This window comes from Thiocapsa sp. C2-2m (genome assembly GCF_041903745.1).
Lineage (GTDB): Bacteria > Pseudomonadota > Gammaproteobacteria > Chromatiales > Chromatiaceae > Thiocapsa > Thiocapsa roseilacustris.
Window position 1 is genome coordinate 142,384 of the sequence record NZ_JBBWVD010000006.1, and the last position, 13,759, is coordinate 156,142.

The 13,759-nt window shown below is 63.8% G+C and carries 18 protein-coding genes and 1 pseudogene; 9 read left to right on the forward strand and 10 right to left on the reverse strand.

The features are described from left to right. Positions 1 to 65: 65 nt before the first annotated feature. From AADX97_RS06415 to AADX97_RS06450, 8 genes are all read right to left on the reverse strand, one after another. Complete coding sequence (locus AADX97_RS06415) at positions 66 to 719, reverse strand: hypothetical protein (protein ID WP_374236574.1); 654 nt, start codon at positions 717 to 719, stop codon at positions 66 to 68. Next, on the reverse strand, positions 700 to 1,392 hold the full coding sequence (locus tag AADX97_RS06420) for a DNA-processing protein DprA (protein ID WP_374236573.1): 693 nt from the start codon (positions 1,390 to 1,392) through the stop codon (positions 700 to 702). The genes AADX97_RS06415 and AADX97_RS06420 overlap by 20 nt, the downstream gene beginning before the upstream one ends. A gap of 37 nt (positions 1,393 to 1,429) precedes the next feature. Next, complete coding sequence (locus AADX97_RS06425) at positions 1,430 to 1,993, reverse strand: GNAT family N-acetyltransferase (RefSeq protein ID WP_374236572.1); 564 nt, start codon at positions 1,991 to 1,993, stop codon at positions 1,430 to 1,432. A 111-nt stretch (positions 1,994 to 2,104) separates the two neighbouring features. After that, positions 2,105 to 2,497 carry a DUF302 domain-containing protein gene (locus AADX97_RS06430; RefSeq protein WP_374236571.1) on the reverse strand — a complete coding sequence of 131 codons (393 nt, stop codon included), beginning with the start codon at positions 2,495 to 2,497 and terminating at the stop codon, positions 2,105 to 2,107. A 136-nt stretch (positions 2,498 to 2,633) separates the two neighbouring features. Beyond that, complete coding sequence (locus AADX97_RS06435; protein WP_374236570.1) at positions 2,634 to 3,011, reverse strand: PH domain-containing protein; 378 nt, start codon at positions 3,009 to 3,011, stop codon at positions 2,634 to 2,636. Between the two features lie 95 nt (positions 3,012 to 3,106). After that, positions 3,107 to 3,760 (reverse strand): tellurite resistance TerB family protein, encoded by a 654-nt coding sequence (locus AADX97_RS06440; protein ID WP_374236569.1) that lies wholly within the window; start codon positions 3,758 to 3,760, stop codon positions 3,107 to 3,109. Between the two features lie 31 nt (positions 3,761 to 3,791). Continuing rightward, positions 3,792 to 4,073: a hypothetical protein gene (locus tag AADX97_RS06445; protein WP_374236568.1), complete on the reverse strand. Its 282-nt coding sequence runs from the start codon at positions 4,071 to 4,073 to the stop codon at positions 3,792 to 3,794. A gap of 244 nt (positions 4,074 to 4,317) precedes the next feature. After that, positions 4,318 to 5,292 (reverse strand): Acg family FMN-binding oxidoreductase, encoded by a 975-nt coding sequence (locus AADX97_RS06450; RefSeq protein ID WP_374236567.1) that lies wholly within the window; start codon positions 5,290 to 5,292, stop codon positions 4,318 to 4,320. 410 nt (positions 5,293 to 5,702) lie between these two features. On the opposite strand from AADX97_RS06450, the gene AADX97_RS06455 reads away from it, so the two are divergent. The 8 genes and pseudogenes from AADX97_RS06455 to AADX97_RS06490 form a co-directional block, all read left to right on the forward strand. Next, complete coding sequence (locus AADX97_RS06455; protein WP_374236565.1) at positions 5,703 to 6,557, forward strand: DNA-binding protein; 855 nt, start codon at positions 5,703 to 5,705, stop codon at positions 6,555 to 6,557. A 2-nt stretch (positions 6,558 to 6,559) separates the two neighbouring features. Next, positions 6,560 to 7,111: a 3'-5' exonuclease gene (locus AADX97_RS06460; protein ID WP_374236564.1), complete on the forward strand. Its 552-nt coding sequence runs from the start codon at positions 6,560 to 6,562 to the stop codon at positions 7,109 to 7,111. 152 nt (positions 7,112 to 7,263) lie between these two features. Further along, entirely contained in the window at positions 7,264 to 7,515 is a 252-nt protein-coding gene (locus tag AADX97_RS06465) for a hypothetical protein (protein WP_374236563.1), read from the forward strand. Between the two features lie 2 nt (positions 7,516 to 7,517). Then, positions 7,518 to 8,069, forward strand: coding sequence for a 3'-5' exonuclease (locus AADX97_RS06470; RefSeq protein ID WP_374236562.1), 552 nt, complete (start codon positions 7,518 to 7,520; stop codon positions 8,067 to 8,069). A 4-nt stretch (positions 8,070 to 8,073) separates the two neighbouring features. Continuing rightward, complete coding sequence (locus AADX97_RS06475; protein ID WP_374236561.1) at positions 8,074 to 8,601, forward strand: chlororespiratory reduction 6 domain-containing protein; 528 nt, start codon at positions 8,074 to 8,076, stop codon at positions 8,599 to 8,601. A gap of 152 nt (positions 8,602 to 8,753) precedes the next feature. After that, on the forward strand, positions 8,754 to 9,092 hold the full coding sequence (locus tag AADX97_RS06480) for a hypothetical protein (RefSeq protein ID WP_374236560.1): 339 nt from the start codon (positions 8,754 to 8,756) through the stop codon (positions 9,090 to 9,092). 113 nt (positions 9,093 to 9,205) lie between these two features. Beyond that, positions 9,206 to 9,688: a hypothetical protein gene (locus tag AADX97_RS06485; protein ID WP_374236559.1), complete on the forward strand. Its 483-nt coding sequence runs from the start codon at positions 9,206 to 9,208 to the stop codon at positions 9,686 to 9,688. A gap of 30 nt (positions 9,689 to 9,718) precedes the next feature. Then, a pseudogene (locus AADX97_RS06490) lies at positions 9,719 to 10,351 on the forward strand (hypothetical protein); the annotation flags it as partial. Between the two features lie 119 nt (positions 10,352 to 10,470). Here the strand turns inward: AADX97_RS06490 and AADX97_RS06495 are convergent. Then, positions 10,471 to 10,857: a hypothetical protein gene (locus AADX97_RS06495; protein WP_374236558.1), complete on the reverse strand. Its 387-nt coding sequence runs from the start codon at positions 10,855 to 10,857 to the stop codon at positions 10,471 to 10,473. 33 nt (positions 10,858 to 10,890) lie between these two features. After that, positions 10,891 to 12,222, reverse strand: a complete 1,332-nt coding sequence (locus tag AADX97_RS06500) for a replication initiation protein (protein WP_374238574.1) — start codon at positions 12,220 to 12,222, stop codon at positions 10,891 to 10,893. 785 nt (positions 12,223 to 13,007) lie between these two features. On the opposite strand from AADX97_RS06500, the gene AADX97_RS06505 reads away from it, so the two are divergent. Beyond that, positions 13,008 to 13,409: a hypothetical protein gene (locus AADX97_RS06505; RefSeq protein WP_374238575.1), complete on the forward strand. Its 402-nt coding sequence runs from the start codon at positions 13,008 to 13,010 to the stop codon at positions 13,407 to 13,409. Positions 13,410 to 13,759 lie beyond the last annotated feature (350 nt).

A 13,759-nucleotide genomic window follows, 5' to 3' on the forward strand; every position in this document is an offset into this window, starting at 1 on the left:
CTGTATAAACGTCCAGTCATGATAGCGCATGCGGGGGTGGTCGGGCCAAGCCGGACGGCCGAGCTCTAAGGGTCGCGATGCAGATGACCGTGACGATAGGTGATTCGACCCGCGACGGGGTCCAGGATCGACGCGATCTCGCCCTGGCTGACGGTGCGCAGCAGCGCAAAGCAATGGATCGGGATACCCGGAAAGGTCGCGGCGAGGTGCGGCAGGACGCCGACAAAGGAGGATCCGCGGGTCACGATGTCGTCAACGAGCACCAGGGCTCGCGGGGCATCGAGTGGCCTGACCGACTCCACTCGGATCGTGCGGTAATGGTCGGGAGGGTCGGGGCGTCGACCCGGAGCCGCCAATGCCGCTTTGCCGATCGCCTCGGCCCGGCTCAGGCATGGCAAGACCGAGCCACCGATTCCGCAGTCTTGCAGCGCCTCGCAGATCACCATTGCAGGCCATAACGAGCCTTCCTTGATCAGCGAGCTCCGGGGCATCGGAACCAGAGTCACATCCGGCCCCAGAAACCGGGAGAGACAACCGCAGGCATCGAGGTTCTCCTTGGCCCGCAGGGCGGCATGCCCGATCACCGCGACGCCACCGAGAACGCCGTTGGTCTTGATCGCCGTGCGCACATCCCGAGAGCGCCGGGACAAGGGACTCTGACCGCGAACCGCGTACTGAAGGAGTGCGCCGAACGCGATCTCAGAAGGGAACGGCGACATCGAGTGGGTCGGGAACGCGCGGCGGCAGGGCTTCGAGGAAATCCTCCAGCGTGTCGTTGCTCAGGATCCGCGCACCATAGTCCAGCATGCTCGCGGGCCACTTGAAGGCCGGATCGCTGGCCACCGCATGGGTGATGTAGAGCAGCCGCCCCAAGCGCAGCGCTTCCCAGCCTTGGGAGAGCGACCCGCTCGTTTCGCCCGCTTCGATGATCACGGTCGCGTCCGAGATCAGCGCCATCGTGCGGTTGCGTTGAGGAAAGTGGAACCGCTGGGTCTTGGTCCCCGGCGGGAACTGGGACACCAACAGGTGATCCGTCGCGATGCGCGCTTGGAGCAGCTCGTTCTCGCGCGGGTAGACACGCTCAAGCGGGGTACCGATCACGGCGATGGTCCGTCCGCCGGCAGCGATCGCCGCGGTATGTGCAGCGGTGTCGATTCCCAGCGCCAGCCCACTGACCACCACGGCACCCTCGTGCGCCAGCCGAGCAGCGAGCTTGCGCGCCCGCGCCAAACCGGCCGGCGAGGCTTGCCGCGCGCCGACGATGGCCACCCGCGCACCGGTCTGCAGGATCCCGAGATCGCCCGCGACATACAGATGCTCGGGCGCATGCTTGCGCTCGACCGCATTGAGCGGGCCCAGAAGCTGGTCAGGTGTATAGGTCGCAGGGTTCATATCCCCGGGGAGCATAGCGCACCCGAAACCCCGGCGGTCAACCAGGCGGACCGGCCGTCTCGGACCACTCCGAACGCAACAGCGCCTGCAAGACGACATCCTCGTACAGGCCCCACTTGCGAACCCGTTGCCGCAACAGCCCTTCCACTTGGAAACCCAAGCGCGACAGGACCCGCCCCGACGTCGGATTGCGGACCATGTGGTAGGCATAGACCCGGTTGAGGTCCAGATCCCGAAACGCGTAGCGCAGGACCGCAGCGAGTGCCTCCGCCATGTACCCGCGCCCCCTGATTTCGACCGCCAGCCAGAAGCTTAACTCGGCCAGGGCGTGCTCGGGCTCGATGTCCCGGAGCTCGGCGAAGCCGACGAATACCGCGGGGACATGCGTCCGGAATGTGAAGGCCACGCCGTACCCCAGCTGCATCGCCTCGACACGGGATCCAACATAGCGCTCGGCGTCTTGCGCCGAGAAGGGATGCGCAATGGAGATCATGGTGTCGGCCAACTCGCGCCGCCCGGCCGCGGTCTGCACCACGCTCAGGTCCTCGACACCGATCGGCCGCAGGAGGAGTCGCTCGGTCCGGATCACGTCACCGAGCATGGCGTTTCCTGTTCAAAGGATGCATGTCGATCGGTTGCCCCCTTCGCCGCAGAGCGCCATGCCGGCCGCGCGCAACTATGCCGGCCGCGCGCACCTGCCCGGACGTCCGCGTTACGCCTTCAGTGCCGTTGCCACCCGTTCCAGAATGGCATGCGCCTCGGCGGCGACCTGATCGGCTACTTCGTCCTCGACCAAGGCGAGCACGGGAACCGGATCCATGAAATCCACGGCGGTGCGTGACGGCGACACCTCCCGAACCACGACGTTGCAGGGCAGCAGCGCCCCCGCAGAGGGCCGAGAGCCGATCACGCGGCTGGCCAGCCCTGGCGCACAGGCCCCCAGGATGCGATAGCCGCCGATCTCTTCGTTCAGCTTGTTTCTCAGAATCGCGGCGACATCGACGTCGCTGACGATTCCGAGACGTTCGGCCGCCAAGGCGGCCACGACGCGCTCCACGGACGCGTCGAAAGGGTGGTCGATCTCTACGCCAAAGGCATAACTCATCGGGCTGCTCCACAGGGTTGAGGGGTTTTCGGCACCGCTTGCAAAGGACGGGCACGCACGACGGCGACAGCGAACCCCGTGCACGCCCTCGACACCGAGGTGGCGTCGCAGCGGGCACAGACAACCGCCATCACCCTCACCGCCCCACGTACTCCGCCAGCAACGCCTGCACCTCGTAGATGTCGACCGCCGTGCTGAAGGTCTTCTGGATCGGGGTGGACATCCCCGAGGTCCAAAGCTTGAGCTCGGCCTCCAGATCGAAGTGACCGGCCGACTCCACCGAGAAGCGCACCACGCTCTTGTAGGGGATCGACAGATACTCGACCTTCTTGCCGGTCAGCCCCTGCTTGTCGATCAGGATCAGCCTACGATTGGTGAAGAGGACGGCGTCGCGCACCAACCGGTAGGCGTGCTCGATCTGTTCGCCGTTGCCGAGGATCTTCGCGTAATCGCTGTTCGCCTTCTCGGCATCGACCTTCGATGCGTTGCCGAGCAGTCCGTTCATCAAGCTCATCGCATTCTCCCTTTCGCATCGGGACCGGGCCCCCGCCCGGTCGTGTGGCTTATGGTCCATCCGAAAAGCACATCCTGCCCTGTCGCGTCCACCGCTTACCCCGCCCGACTGGCGGCGACGGTGGCTTCGATCTGTACCGCCAGCGCGCCGTCAAGACCCAGCGCAGAGGCGAGTGCATTCAGGTAGATCCGCTCCGGGGGCGAGGGCGGGTCGACCATCAGTGCCGAGGCGGTATAGACCTCGGCCGCCTGCTCGGGCGTGCGCGCCGTCGCCGCCAGCCCCGCGATGTCCAGCGGGCGACCGTACTCCTCGAACAGGAACGCTTTGTCCTCGGCCGGCAGTGAAAGGCCATTGATCTGGTTGAGGATGGTCTGGCTCTCCTGGACATCGATCTGGCCGTCGGCCTTGGCCGCCGCGATCATGGCGCGCGCCAGCAGTAAACCGAGGGCCATGTCGCCTTGCTGATCCCCGGGGGCCGGGATGAAGGCGCTCCCGCTCGGAGGCGGCTCGATCGCCGTCGTCGTGCCCGGCTGCTGGCCTTGTTGATAACTCTGCCACGCCTTGTAAGCCAATCCGCCGACCAGGGCCACCCCGCCCAGCTTCACCGCGGAGCCCGCAAACTTCCGGGCCTTCTTGCCCTTCTTCCCGCTCAGCAGGCCCGCCAGGGACCCGCCGGCGAGACCGCCGGCCAGGCCACCCGCCAGACCGCTGCCCACCAACTCATCGAGCAAACGCTTCGCGTCGATCATGCCGGGATCCTCGCCATCAGTTCCGATTCGCTCATGAGCACTTCTCCGCAGGCTCGCTCTCGATCTCCTCGACGCGCTCGCCTTCCGTGTCCACGGAGGCACAGGCACCGATGTCGAGCGGGCCATCGTCGGTGTCGATCTTGGTCGCGGCGGTGGCCGTAAAGGTCTGTCCGCCGATGACCCATTTACCGATATGACCGTCCGCGGGTCGGCTCTCGACGATGCCGTAGACATCGTCGTCGGCCACGGCGCCGAGCGAAAAGGCGAGGGCGGAGAAGGCCAGGGTAAAGGCCGGGATACGTGGATTCTTCATCGGGGTTTCTCCTCGGTTCAATCGGTTTCGGGTCAAGATAGCCGATGCGTGCTGACGATAGGATGACGATCACGCTCGCCTCATCGCTGCCGCTTGATCGGCAACGATCTTCGATGCCTGGACGCGCGATCCGTTCATCAAACCCATCCGGGCTGACCCTTCGCATCCGGACCGGGCCCCGCCAGTCTCCCGGCGCACGCGCCGATCGATCCAAACGGCATCCGCCGGTCAAAGGCCCGCCTCGTCACGCCGCCACGACGACCCGGCTCGCGGGCCTCCGAAAGGAACGCGGCATCAGGGGTCCGCGACCGAAGCGCACAAGGAGATCCGGCCGCCCCCGGTCGAGCCCGATCGCGGCGGCCAACTCGGACCGCAGCGCGGCCACCTCAAGCGGCTGATTCAGATGCGCAGTGCGCACCCCGAGCACCGTCGCCTGCAAGGCAAAGCGCTCGAAGGCACGGCCCGCCTCGACCCAATGGGCCGGCGCATCGACCTCCGAGACGAACACCGCGAGCCCCGCGGAGCTGCGCACCTGGCGCACCACCTTCGCGTTCTCGGCCTCGGCCGAGACCAGGCGCTCGAACAGCGCGCGTCCGAGCCACGCCGGTAGGCTCGGGTTGCCGGTGCAGGCCGCGAACAACCCATCCCCCGTTGCCTTCGCCTGCCCGGCATTGAACCGGACCCAGTTCTTCAACTCGCGGAGGAAGGCCGGATCATTCAGTTGAGCGCGGTTGCCCTCGACGACCAGCTCCAACACGCGCTCCATCGGCGCCCGATCGGTGAGCAGCACCACCCGCACGCCCGCGCCGGTTCCGGCCGACTCCAAAGCGCGCAGCTCCGCGCTCGACAGTGGGCGGCCATCGTAGAGGCAACGGGTCGACTGGCGGGTCGCAATGGCCTCGAACAGCGCCGAGCGCTCCACCGGTCCCGCCTCAAGCGCCACCGTCACTGAACCACCCGCGGTGCCCCGGTACCGCGCCTCGCCCCGCAGACCTAGTGCCGGCGCGGCCTGCAGCAGATTCTCCGCGGCACAGCCCAAGCTGACGAAGAGATGGTGATCGTCCGGATCCACGACCGGACAGCGTCGGCTCCAATCGGGCAGGACCTCGATCTGGTGCGGCCCCAACCGAAACCGCCAGCACTGGGTGTTGTGACTGGAAGGCGCCAGGATGGCGTGACGCACCAGCTCCAGATGTCGCGGATCGGGATGGTCGGTCATGGTCGAGTCCTCGTATCGAGCCGAAAGGGGCAGGGCGTTGCATTCGACGTGCTGAATCGCCTGACGCGCCGCTCGGTTTCACAGGGCGGCGTGGGCAGTTGCCAGACCTCTGCCACTGAGTCTAGGGCATCGGCCCGGTCGACAAGTTGGCGCTAGGACCGACTCATCTTCAGAACCGCCCCTCAGTCAATCTGATCGCACCTCCCATCCCGTGCCCCCCGCATCGCGAATCTGGCCCGTCGTCTGCCAACCGACCAACACCCACCGTCCGCGCAGGTGCGCGCAGCCGGCCGGGCCGTTCCGCGCGCCATGCAGCCCGATCCGCCGAATGTCGTCGGCTGTCGGTAACATAACATTACATAATTTCGATATTTTGTTATGATATGGATATAACCCCACGGAGATCCCCCATGGCACGAACCGGCTTGACGCGCGAACAGGTCCTGGAGACCGCCGAAGCCCTTCTCCTGGAAGGCCAGACGCCAACCGTGGTGAGCATCCGCTCCCGCCTTGGCGGCGGCTCCACGGTCAACATCACCAAGTGGCTGGGGGAGTGGAAGGCCGAGAACGACCTGCGACGCGTCGAGACGCTCCCGTCGATGCCCGTGGCCGTCGAGGGGGCGATGCGTCAGGTCTGGGGGGCGGCCTGGAAGGAAACCCAGACTCAGATCGAGGCCGAGCGCGAGGCCCTCGCCAATCTCCGCAAGGACATCGAGCGCGAGCGCACCGAGATGCTCGCCGAGATCAATCGCCTCGACGGCGAACTCGAGAAGGCCAAAACCGAGATCGACGCATTCAAGGCCGAACTTGCCGCCGAGCGACATGCCCATGAAGGCACACGCGCCGACGTGAAGGAGGCGCGCGCCATCGCCAGCGAGCGCAAGGCACGCATCGAGCAGCAGGCCGCTGAGCTGCAAGATGCCCAGCGCAGCGCCGCCGAGGCGACGGCTCAGGCCGGCCGGGCGCAGGCGCTCGTGGCCGAGCGCGACCGCGCCTTGGCCGATAAAGACCGGCTCGCCGCCGACCTCAAGCGCGAGCAGGAGACCGCCCGCCAGGCCAAGGCCGCGATCGACGCCGGTGCGGGGAAGATCCGCAAGTTGGAGGAGGCTTTGGAGGAGGAGCGGACGGCTCGCACGGAAGGGGAGCGGAAACTCGCGGACCTGCGTGTGGAGGTGGCCACGCTTACCGAGCGCGCCGCCCGGACCGATGAGCTGCGGGCACTCGTCGAGACGCTGCAACATGCACAACCACAGGGGAGGAGCTGAGCATGCGCACCTGTTATCTAAACCTCCGAGCCAGCGGCCCGGATCCCGATCGCGACGAGATCCTGGAGATCGCGCTCCTCGACGATGCGGGCGCGATCCTGCTCGACAGCTCGGTGCATCCGCGCCTTCCGACGATCTGGCCCGACGCCTGGCGGATCGCCCGTATCGCGCCCGAGGACGTGGCCAACGCTCCGCTTATCGACGAGCTGCACCCGAGCATCATCGAGGCCGTGTGGGATGCGCGGGTGGTGATCTACAACGCCGCCGACCAAGCTCCCTTGTTGCGCGAGGTGCTCGCGCATGCCGCCGAGGTCCAATGCGCCATGCGGGCCTACGCCACGGTTGCGGGCGAGTGTACGGATCCGCGGGACGCCGTGCAGTGCCCCCCGCTCGGCGTGGCCGCAGCACATATCGGCCACGTTTGGACCGGCCGGCCTCACCGCGCCCTCGCGGCCTGTCGGGCGACCCGTGCCGTCTGGCACTGGACCAACGCCCAAGCCACGCCGAACCAGACCACGCCCGCCGCACCGCGGATGCACCGACCGGAAGGGTGAGACCATATCCACAGGCTCGCCGAAATACCCGCTGGCCCGCCTCTCGCCCGCCAAGGCCGATATCCCATCATCGCCATCGCCCATCGAGCAGCTGGCAATCGTGGCAATCGAGCTGCAGGAGGCCCAGCGCCAAGCCACCGAAGCGACGGCTAATGCCGGCCTGGCGCAGGCGCTCGTGGGCAAGCGCGACCGCGCCTTGGCCCACAAAGGTCGGCTCGCGAACCGAGAACAACCTCCAGCGCGAGCAGGAAACCGCCAAACAGGCCAAGGCCGCGATCGCCGCCGGTGCGGGGAAGACCCGCAATCTGGAAGAGGCTTTGGAGGACGGGCGGACGGCACATGCCGATGCGCTGCGGACCCTGTTGGATGAGCTACGACATGATCACGGAAACGCAAGGAGCTGAACATGCGAACCATCTTTCTTGACTTGGAAACCACTGGGCTGGACCCCCTCCACGACGAGATCCTGGAGATCGGAATCCTCGACGACGCGGGCGAGATCCTGCTCGATACCCTCGTGCACCCTCAATGCCGGACTGCCTGGCCAAGCGCGCAGAAGGTCAACGGGATTGACCCATCGACAATCGCAGACGCACCGTCACTCGTCGAGCTGCGCTCACACATCAGCGCGGTCGTCGCCGGTGCAAGGGTGGTCATCTACAACGCGCCGTTCGACTCCGGCTTCCTGGTCCGGGAGTTGGCCGGAGCAGGTGAAGTGGCCTGCGCCATGCAAGCCTTCGCGCAAGTCTTCGGGGAATGGAGTCATACGCACGGCACCTGGCGCCGCAAGAAGCTCGCCTTCGCTGCGCACCATGTCGGCTACGTCTGGCCCGGCAATGCCCATCGCGCCATTCAGGATTGCATGGCAACCCGTGCCGTCTGGCACTGGACCAACGCCCAAGCCGCCCCGATCCAGATCGCACCCGCCACACCGCACGCGCACCGATCGGAACCCTGACACCATGTCCACACACTCACCGAAATACCTGCTGGCCCGCCTCTCGCCCGCCAAGGACGACATCCTCGTCATCGCCATCACTCGCGAGTCGGTGATGACCTGCGACATCGCGCCCATGCTGGAGAAGCTGACCTCCCTCTCGTCCACCCGCGAGGCCGCGTTGCAGTGGGAGGGCACGTTGACCTTCGCTTTCGAGGGCTGGGACGACGACCCACGCGAGACCGCCGAGATCCCCGAGATCCGCGCCTATTTCGCCGCCCTCACCGAGGCATGGCCCCATTGGCTGCACTTCGGCGAGAAGGTCGGCGACACCATCCCGCACGTGCTGCGCCTGCTCTGCCGGGGCCGTTACGAGCGCCTGCGGCCGGGCCTGATCGGCTGGCGGTTCGATGGTTTCGACGACATCAAGCGTCTGCTCGCGCGTCTGTACTGCGGCCAGAACGCGATGTACAACCGGCTCGCGCTGCCGGAGGAGATCAACGAGCGAATCGCTCAGGAGATCGCGCAGCTGATCGAGAGTACCTTCCAGTGACCGGTGGCCGAGGAACCCCGCCGTAACCGGGATGAAGGGTTTCGCACCTTTGCAGATATTTCCGAAACGATGGCGCGTTTTCCGACGATTTGACTCAGGCTCTTTGCATCGGTATATTAGCATTAACTTATTTTATGGCCGAGCAAAGACTCATGAAATCCACACTCTTGATCCTGATCGCGACCCTGATCGCCTCTCCCGCCGTGTTGTCCGACACCAAGACGCCGGCACTCGATCTTGATCGCATCACCGCGCACGACCGGTCCGTCACGACAGAGGCCGGCCAAGACTGGTTCGCGCAACAGAGCCGGATCGCCGCAGAGCTCAAGACCGAGCACCTGCTCGCGACTCTGCACCAAGGTGGCTTGTCCGGCAGCGAGTTGGAAGACGTCGCCAGCTCGCTGGCTGAACCGAACGTGACCGAGCTGCTCGCGACCAGTGCCTACCACGAGGCCGTGTTCCAGGGGCGTGTCGCGATCCTCCCGAACTAATTGCAGTCAACGGCTTACCAGACCAACAATGCGGCCCTCGGGCCGCATTTTTTGTTGCCTTGTCGAAATCCTTGCCCTGTCTCGGAGGAATCCTCCTGCCTACAACCCGTTTGATGCGATCCACCGTCATCGCCGTCGTCGGACTGCTCGCCATCCTGGCCGGGAAGGTCAGCGCCGTTCTGCCGCCGGATGCGGTGGAGGGACTCAAGGCCGATGCCCAAGCCGTCCTCGAAGTGAAGGTGTTGGACGTGCAGACCGCTGCGGATCGAGCGGAGCGCTTCGACGTGGTCTATCGCATGGAGGTCGTCTCCGTACTGCGTTCGACCACGCGGGTGGAGTCGGGCGAGACCATCCAGGTGCGCTCTTACGGCGTGAGTCAGGCGCTCCTGGACCGTGGCTTTGTCGGACCCAAGATCCCGGCCATCCTGGAGCCGGGCTGGATCGGCACCGCCTACCTCGATCCCGACCCGCAGGCATCCGGCGCCGACGTCGAGCGCCAATTCGTGATCGCCGCGCACGGCGACAGCTTCGTGGAGCTGCCGCCGGGTCCGCCCGCGCTCAAGTACAGCGTCATGCCGTCCGAAGGCGAGCAGTGAGTTGACGGTCGCTCCCGGGCTTGGCTCGAGGGCGGGGGGACAACCATGCCGCAAGAGGTTCTGGAGGTGTTGGCCGGCCACCCGCGTTTCGACGACGTGCTGTCGTGGGACGCGGAACCGGAAGCAAAGCTTCGCTTCGATGCCTTTCCCGGTGAACCTCGGAACACCGACCTCCTCGTCATCGCAAACGATGCGTTTGGTCCCTTTGTGCTGGCGGTCGAAGCGAAGGCCGACGAGCCCTACGGCGAAACCCTCGGCGCCGTGCTCACCGCCGCCTTGGAGCGGCACATCGAGAATCCCAGGTCCAACGGCATCGCCAGGATCGAAGGTTTGGCGACGCTGCTCCTGAAGCCACGGAGTGGCGGTCAGCCCAAGGCCGGGGATCTGCGATACCAGTTGTTCACGGCTTGTGCAGGCACGCTGGCCGAGGCAGATCGACGACGGGCGGGGCGAGCAGTCATGCTCGTGCACGAGTTCATCACGCACGCCACAACCGACGTGAAACACGCGCGCAACGCATCCGATCTCCGGCTGTTCTTGTCTCGCCTGTCGGGTTGCTCCCACGGGGATGTTGCTGACGGGGAGCTTCAAGGGCCGTTTGTATTTGCACCCTATCCCGGCGTTGAGTTGTTTATGGGAAAGGTCAGGCGAAAACTCAGATGATCGCGATCGCCCCCTGATTCGCACTCACTCGCCAAGATCGCGATCCGGAGAGTCAGACGACCACGGGGCCCGAGTGCGTGTTCAGGGCAGAGGGCAAGGGACGATGCTTTACGCGGACCTCAAAGTGCGCCTTGCTCGGACAACCCCGGACGTTCCAGCCCCTTGCGCCAATCTTCCACGAACGTCTCGATCGACTCGATGAAGTCAGGATCGTGCTCGGTGCGGTTGATGGTGCAATGCACGAGCACGCCATCGGGCTCCGCCGTCACCGTCCAAGCCAGCGCGTTCGGGCAGCCGGGGAGGGTGAAACGCACGCCGTCGCGGATCGGCTCGCGCCGCACATGGAACTGGCCCCAGAGGCAGTAGATTTCGCCGGAATCGATCTCCTCACGCCAGCTCAAGACCCGGTCAATTGCCGCGCAGTGCTCGACCAGGCGCGGCCCGGTGATCCGATCGCGCAGCTGATCAGCGGACGCGACGAGGCGCGCGGTGGCAAAAAACTCCATGGACGAGGCTCCTGTCGGAAGGCGGCGAGAGGTTCAGCGCGCCGACCCGGCGGCCACCGCCTCGACGGCATCCACGAGGCTCGCGCGATAGGCTTCGAGATCCAGTTCTTCGGGATTCTTCAGCAACACCTCGCGAAGCTCCGAGAAGAACTGTGCATCCACCATCCGGCTCGCAAAGCCATCCTTCTTGAACTGCATGTTGAGGATCGAGCTCGTGTGGACCAGCCGTTCGACGAACGCACTGCGATGTGCCTCCTGTTCCCCGGACGACAGGGCGGCGAAGCGTTCGCGAACCCGGCGCTCGCGATAGCGATTCCAGTCGGTCAGGAGTGCTTCGCGAGCTTTCTCGGCGGCCTCGCGCTCGGTCGTTTCCGACCGGACGAGGCGTGGCGCGGCCTCGACCTTCGGCCGGTAATCCTCCTCGATCGCCCGGATCAGATAGGCGGAGAGAACCTTGACCTTGCCGGCTTGGTACTCGCGCTCGACATACGCGATGTTCTCGCGAATCCGCGTCTCGTCATAGGTCTCCACCAGCGCCTTCGCCTTGCGTTTACCGACACCCCGGACAACGAGCATTTGCTCCAACGGATCTTTCAGCAGCTCGACATGGGTTCCAGGCTCGCCGGAGGTGTCGACAGCCACCAGATCGACAAGCGCGAGCTGCGCGGCTTTGCGCTCGATCGTGAGGAGCAGGGCCACCACCGCACGACCTTTCTTGACACCGCTGTAGGCCACCGCGATATCGGAGTGCGTGTTGATCTCCTTCACGCATGGCTTGAGGACGTCGCTGTTCAGGTGTTTGTAGATGCCATCGAACTGGAGAACATGCCGGAGCGTGTCCAACGACACTGTAAAGGCATACGTCTTGGGATTGCCGGAACGGCACATCTCGTCGATCAAGAACTCGTAAAACGCGAGGGAGTATTTGCTCGAGAACTGGGTTTGGACGAGGAGCTGGATCTTGGCGAACAAGGTCGGATGCTCCACCTTCTCGACCAACAGCGGATTCAGGACATAACGTAACCGCCCACTGTTCATCTCCGCGCCGGCGAGGAAGGTGCAGACCCCCCAATCGGCCGTCCGGTCCTTCTTGAGGGTGTTCCAGACGATCGGATTCGTGGTCAGGCGCTCCAGCGCATCCCTGATCACGTCCGTGTTCTTGCTGCGCTCCAGACCGATGAGCGACATCAGCAAATCGACGGACATGACATTCGCGGTCTTGGCGGAACGCTGACTCTGGGAGTGCCAAATAATCGCGTTGAAGACCTTCCGCTCGATCAACGATAACCGATTGCCAACATGGATCGTCGCCGTGGGCTTGAGGAGTTGTTCGTTCCTATGCTGTTGAGCAAGCTCTTGCATCATCCCATGCCGTGGACCCTGCGTGACCCTAGGGTAGCCTATACGGTCGAGACGTGTCAGATTTTTTTCGACCTTTCGGGATAACCGCGGTAAGCCCCCAAATCCTCGACCTTTCGTATGGCCCCAAAACTTCGACCGTTCCTTTCAGCGCGAACCTTACCCGCTTGGCGAGGATCGCATCGGTACCTTGAGGCTCGATCCAGACCGGCCTGCCCAAATACTCGACCTTTCCCCAGAAATTCGACCTTTCGTCCCCAAATCCCCGACCTTTGTCCCAAAAACTCGACCTTTCGGCTTAAGATCAAACAGCATAACTATAAATATTTCAGTCTCTTGAGATTCTCCCCCAAATCTTCGACCGTTCATCCCCAAATCCCCGACCTTTAAAACTTTTTGTGAACAGCAAGTTGCGTCCATTTTCCCAAATTTCCGACCGATAAATCCCAAATCTTCGACCTTTCGTCATTTATTTCAATTTATTTTCAATTAGTTACCACGCCTTTTAATTGTTGTTAACTCTTAACTAATAGGACAACAACAGACCCCCACATCATCGACCTTTCGAGGAACCTGATACACCGGTGGACCTAGCTCGATCACTGTTGTTGTTTTTCATAAGGCTAAGAGTTCACCAGGCCAAGTTCCAGCGCATCCTGATCGCTATGGAAACTGCCCCAAATCCTCGACCGTTCGCTCCAACCAGCAGATCCGAAGGGAACCAAGGCCAAGGCTGACCGGCTGCGAAGCGCAGTACGATTTGCCCTAAAAGTTCGACCTTTCGGACCGAGATGAATTCAGAAATGAAATTAAAAACAAATGCTTGCACTGAAGCAACCACCGCTGATGAAGGGTTCCCCAAATCTTCGACCTTTCCCGTGAATCGAGCTTTCGTCGGATGCGGCCCCAAACCCTCGACCGTTCGGACCGATCGCTCGCTGGACGCGATGATGCCAGCTCTGCAACACCGTTCCGTTTTACGCTGGCCGGGAGGTGCCAATCTCGCGCGGGACAAGATCAAGGATCGCTGCCCCAAATCCTCGACCTTTCGAGTGTTCCAGCCGATCCGCAGGGCATCAAGACCAGCGCCGACGTTGACCGCCTGCGAACCGCAGCACGAGTTGCCCCAAAAATTCGACTTTTCGGACCGAGATGATTTTAGGAACGACCTTAAAAACAAATACTTGAAATGAAGCAACCATCGCTGATGAAGGGTTCCCCAAATCTCCGACCTTTCCAGCGGATCCAGCCCTCGACGGGTGTCGATCCCGAGGATCCGCGGACCGCATCGCAGACCGCCCCAAATCCTCGACCTTTCGCATCTGTTCCCCTGCGGCGCCGACGGAGAATACTCTCGAGAGATGGCGAGAACGGGCGGCCGCGAACCCCACGGTGTCGTTTGGTCCCCAAAAGTTCGACCTTTCGGACCGATCCTCTACTGGTCGCGACTAATCCACCCAACGATCAAGCTCGGTTTGCCGCCAGCCAAAAGGTGACAACTTCGGGCACGGAAATGACACCTGTTCCCCAAATCCTCGACCTT

Coding starts and splice junctions, on each gene's coding strand:
- AADX97_RS06505 (WP_374238575.1), top strand. CDS start 13,008: ATGAATTCAGAAATGAAATTAAAAACAAATGCTTGCACTGAAGCAACC.
- AADX97_RS06485 (WP_374236559.1), top strand. CDS start 9,206: ATGCGATCCACCGTCATCGCCGTCGTCGGACTGCTCGCCATCCTGGCC.
- AADX97_RS06465 (WP_374236563.1), top strand. CDS start 7,264: ATGCCGGCCTGGCGCAGGCGCTCGTGGGCAAGCGCGACCGCGCCTTGG.
- AADX97_RS06435 (WP_374236570.1), bottom strand. CDS start 3,011: ATGAGCTTGATGAACGGACTGCTCGGCAACGCATCGAAGGTCGATGCC.
- AADX97_RS06500 (WP_374238574.1), bottom strand. CDS start 12,222: ATGATGCAAGAGCTTGCTCAACAGCATAGGAACGAACAACTCCTCAAG.
- AADX97_RS06450 (WP_374236567.1), bottom strand. CDS start 5,292: ATGACCGACCATCCCGATCCGCGACATCTGGAGCTGGTGCGTCACGCC.
- AADX97_RS06415 (WP_374236574.1), bottom strand. CDS start 719: ATGTCGCCGTTCCCTTCTGAGATCGCGTTCGGCGCACTCCTTCAGTAC.
- AADX97_RS06480 (WP_374236560.1), top strand. CDS start 8,754: ATGAAATCCACACTCTTGATCCTGATCGCGACCCTGATCGCCTCTCCC.
- AADX97_RS06420 (WP_374236573.1), bottom strand. CDS start 1,392: ATGAACCCTGCGACCTATACACCTGACCAGCTTCTGGGCCCGCTCAAT.
- AADX97_RS06460 (WP_374236564.1), top strand. CDS start 6,560: ATGCGCACCTGTTATCTAAACCTCCGAGCCAGCGGCCCGGATCCCGAT.
- AADX97_RS06430 (WP_374236571.1), bottom strand. CDS start 2,497: ATGAGTTATGCCTTTGGCGTAGAGATCGACCACCCTTTCGACGCGTCC.
- AADX97_RS06495 (WP_374236558.1), bottom strand. CDS start 10,857: ATGGAGTTTTTTGCCACCGCGCGCCTCGTCGCGTCCGCTGATCAGCTG.
- AADX97_RS06440 (WP_374236569.1), bottom strand. CDS start 3,760: ATGATCGACGCGAAGCGTTTGCTCGATGAGTTGGTGGGCAGCGGTCTG.
- AADX97_RS06475 (WP_374236561.1), top strand. CDS start 8,074: ATGTCCACACACTCACCGAAATACCTGCTGGCCCGCCTCTCGCCCGCC.
- AADX97_RS06470 (WP_374236562.1), top strand. CDS start 7,518: ATGCGAACCATCTTTCTTGACTTGGAAACCACTGGGCTGGACCCCCTC.
- AADX97_RS06455 (WP_374236565.1), top strand. CDS start 5,703: ATGGCACGAACCGGCTTGACGCGCGAACAGGTCCTGGAGACCGCCGAA.
- AADX97_RS06425 (WP_374236572.1), bottom strand. CDS start 1,993: ATGCTCGGTGACGTGATCCGGACCGAGCGACTCCTCCTGCGGCCGATC.
- AADX97_RS06445 (WP_374236568.1), bottom strand. CDS start 4,073: ATGAAGAATCCACGTATCCCGGCCTTTACCCTGGCCTTCTCCGCCCTC.